Source organism: Cellulomonas triticagri, assembly GCF_003696205.1.
GTDB lineage: Bacteria > Actinomycetota > Actinomycetes > Actinomycetales > Cellulomonadaceae > Cellulomonas > Cellulomonas triticagri.
The window spans coordinates 1-3,068 of record NZ_RFFI01000215.1; the positions used below are offsets into that span (position 1 = coordinate 1).

Here is a 3,068-nt window from a genome sequence, read left to right on the forward strand (position 1 = left end):
CGCCGCGCGGGGCGGCGGTGACGCGGGCGGCGCGCAGCGCGGGCAGGACGTCGCGGGCCAGGACGGGCAGGTCGACGTCGAGCACGGCGGGCAGCAGCCGGACGCCGGCGACGGCGGGGTCGCCGGCGAGCTCGGTGAGCAGCGCGACCAGACGAGCGGGGTCGCCGGTCCAGGCCAGCGAGTCGTCCGGTCCGGCCGTCGACCACCCGCGGCGGGCGGCGCCCGCGTCGAGCTCGGCGAGCCGGTCACGGCCGGCACGGCCATCCGCGTCCAGGGCGACGCGCACCTGCACGACGACCTGCGGCGCGCGGTCCCCCTGGGTGCCGGAGCCGTGCGGACCGGCGGCCGACTCGCGCAGTGCGGCCGCGGCGGCCCGGACGCCCGCGACGTCGTCGCCCCCGATGAGCACGACGTCGACCAGCGGCTCGTCCGCGCGCTCGCCCGGGGCGACGTCGCCGGCGCGGGCGAGCACCACGGGCTGCCCCTGCGGCGGGCGCGGCGTGATGAGCGCGCCGGTGACCGAGAACGAGGCGCCGGCGAAGTCGACCCGGTGGATGCGGTCGCGGTCGACGTACCGGCCGGTGGCGACGTCGCGGATCACCGCGTCGTCCTCCCAGGAGTCCCAGAGGTCGCGCACGACCTGCACGACGTCCCGGGCCTCCCGGCACAGGTCCGTGACGGCCGGGCGGCCGTACGCGGCGGGCGTCGCGTCGCCGGGCGTGACGGCCGCGAGCCACCCGGCGCGGCCGGAGGTCGCGTGGTCGAGCGAGGCGAGCTGGGTCGCGACGTGGAACGGCTCCGGGTACGTCGTCGGCACCTCGGGCACCAGACCGATCGCGGTGGTGGTCCGGGCGACGAACGCGGCACGGGTCACCGCCTCGAGCCGCGCGGACGCGGGGTCGCCGGGGACGGCGGGCAGCACGGCGTCCGCGAACGTCGCGAACGTGACGCCGGCGTTCTCGGCGTGCCGGACCGTACGGGCCAGGCGGGCGCCGGACACGACCTCGGCGGGGCTCAGGCCGGACAGGGCGGCGGCCGCGGGGTGCGCGCCGGCGCCGTCCACGTCGAGGCCGACGAGCAGCGGGGGGACGGGCATGGGGGACCTCCAGGGGACGGGACGGCGGGCGGCGGCGCTCAGAGCGCGGAGTGGTCGCCGATCCGGTGGTAGGTGCGGTCGTGGTAGACCAGCGGGGACGCGGCGGCGGGGGCACCCTGCGGGGTCGCGGGCCCCGCGGTCGTGCCGGGCACCCCGGCGTCGGTGGCGAGCGCGCGCAGCGACACCAGGTAGGAGTCGCCGACGGGCGTGCGCTGCACCACCCGCGCACGGACCCAGGACACGGCGCCGTCGACGACGGGCTCGCCGGTGGTCAGCGAGGTCCAGCCGCCGTCGGCGAACCGGTCGATGCCGCTGGTCGCGAACCGTGCGGACACGTCGCCCTGGTGGTCGGCGAGGAAGCTCACGGCGAGCGTGCGGGCCGCGGACACCGCGGGCCAGGACGACGAGGTCGACGCGAGCGAGAACGCGAGCAGCGGCGGTGCGGCGGACACCGAGATCACCGACGTCGCGGTGAACCCGACCGGCCGGCCCTCGTGCCGCAGCGCCACCACGGCCACGCCCGCGGGGTGGCGACGGAACACCTGCTTGAACTGCTGCGGGTCGAGCTGGGGCTCGTCCTGCTCGGCGAGCAGGCGCTCCAGGGCGGACAGGTCCGCGCGCTCGGCGGTCACCGGGACACCGCCGGCTCGGGCGCACGGTCGGCGGCGGTGACACGGTCGGCGTCAGCCAGACCGGTCGCGCGGCGCAGGGCGGGTGCGGCGCGCAGCAGCCACGCGTCCAGCACGGCGTCCAGGTCGGCGAGCTGGGCCTCGGTCACCGTGAGCGAGCGGGTGGGGACCACGGCGCCGAGCTCGACGAGGACGGGCCGCAGGTGCACCTCGCCGACGAGGGCGTGCGCCGGGTTGCCGGACACGACGAGCGGGACGACGACGACCCCGGCGAGTCCGTCCGGGCCGTACAGGTCGAGGAACGCCTTGAGCAGACCGGTGTAGGAGGCCTTGTAGACGGGCGTCGCCACGACCGCGACGTCGGCGGCGGCCAGCGTGGCGAGCGCGGCGTCCGCGGCGGGGTGGGCGGGGGCGAGCAGCTCGCCGGCCAGCGTCGCCAGGTCGACGGTGGCGACCCGGTCGGTGCCGTCGGCGGGCGAGCCCGAGGTGCCGGCGTCGAGCAGCGCGGCGACCCGGTCGGCGGCCGTGCGGGCGGCGAGCAGGGTGCGGGAGCCGGGTCGCGGGTTGCCGGAGACGGCGACGACGGCAGGGGGACGGGACGTCATGGGGGCCTCGCAAGGTGTCGATCACGGTTGCCGTGCGGCGGAGCGGGCACCCTGACGGGCCCCGGCCGGCGGCCAGGTCATCTCCCGGAGCACCCCGCCGTGACGTGGGGTTGCTGCCCAGCGAGCCGGGGCTTCGCACTGGGTCTCGTGACCTCGGGCCGGTTTGTAGCAGCCGCCGGCGCGTGCACCGAGGGTCGGGGCCGGAGTTCTCACGATCCGGGACCGTGCGTCTGCCTGGGACCACAGACCCGTGACATCGCCTCGCCAGGTGAGACGGAGCGCGAGGACCGTTGACGTCACCCGGTCGGGTTCGTAAGTTCCCCGGCACCGGATCACCGAACCGGCGCACCGCCCCACCGGGCGCGGCGCCGCGGACGCGGTCCGGGTGGTCATGAGCTCCGACGTCAGGCCCCGGCTCGTCGGACGGCAACCCCCCGCGTGGGTGGGTGCCCCGGGTGAGGACCAGGTCCGCCGCCGACCGGCGACGGACAACACGCAGGCCCGTCCACCGGACGGGCGCACGGAGGAGATCGCATGAGCAGGACCGTGCAGGCGCCACCGGCGCCCTGGGCGTCCGTGGTCGCCACGGCCGCCGCACCCGCCGGTGCGCGCTGTCGCTGTCGTCGCCGCTGACGCAGCGCACCCCGAGCGACCCCGGCACCACCGCGCGCCCCGCTCCCGGCCGCGCCGCCGACGGCCCCGGCCGTCCTCCCTCGCGCCCACCTCCCTGCTCGGCCC

The 3,068-nt window shown here is 78.0% G+C and carries 3 protein-coding genes and 2 riboswitches; all 3 genes read right to left on the bottom strand.

Annotated features, from left to right (window positions below):
- Positions 1–1,096: LLM class flavin-dependent oxidoreductase (locus EBM89_RS20155; protein ID WP_122151357.1), on the bottom strand; the 1,096-nt coding region annotated here is incomplete at its 3' end.
- Positions 1,097–1,134: 38 nt separating this feature from the next.
- Positions 1,135–1,728, bottom strand: coding sequence for a flavin reductase family protein (locus EBM89_RS20160; RefSeq protein WP_122151358.1), 594 nt, complete (start codon positions 1,726–1,728; stop codon positions 1,135–1,137).
- Positions 1,725–2,330 (bottom strand): NADPH-dependent FMN reductase, encoded by a 606-nt coding sequence (locus EBM89_RS20165; protein ID WP_122151359.1) that lies wholly within the window; start codon positions 2,328–2,330, stop codon positions 1,725–1,727. The genes EBM89_RS20160 and EBM89_RS20165 overlap by 4 nt, the downstream gene beginning before the upstream one ends.
- 53 nt (positions 2,331–2,383) lie before the next feature.
- A riboswitch (SAM riboswitch) is annotated at positions 2,384–2,483 on the bottom strand.
- A 234-nt stretch (positions 2,484–2,717) separates the two neighbouring features.
- Positions 2,718–2,832, top strand: a riboswitch (SAM riboswitch).
- Positions 2,833–3,068: the final 236 nt, after the last annotated feature.

Coding starts and splice junctions, on each gene's coding strand:
- EBM89_RS20165 (WP_122151359.1), bottom strand. CDS start 2,330: ATGACGTCCCGTCCCCCTGCCGTCGTCGCCGTCTCCGGCAACCCGCGA.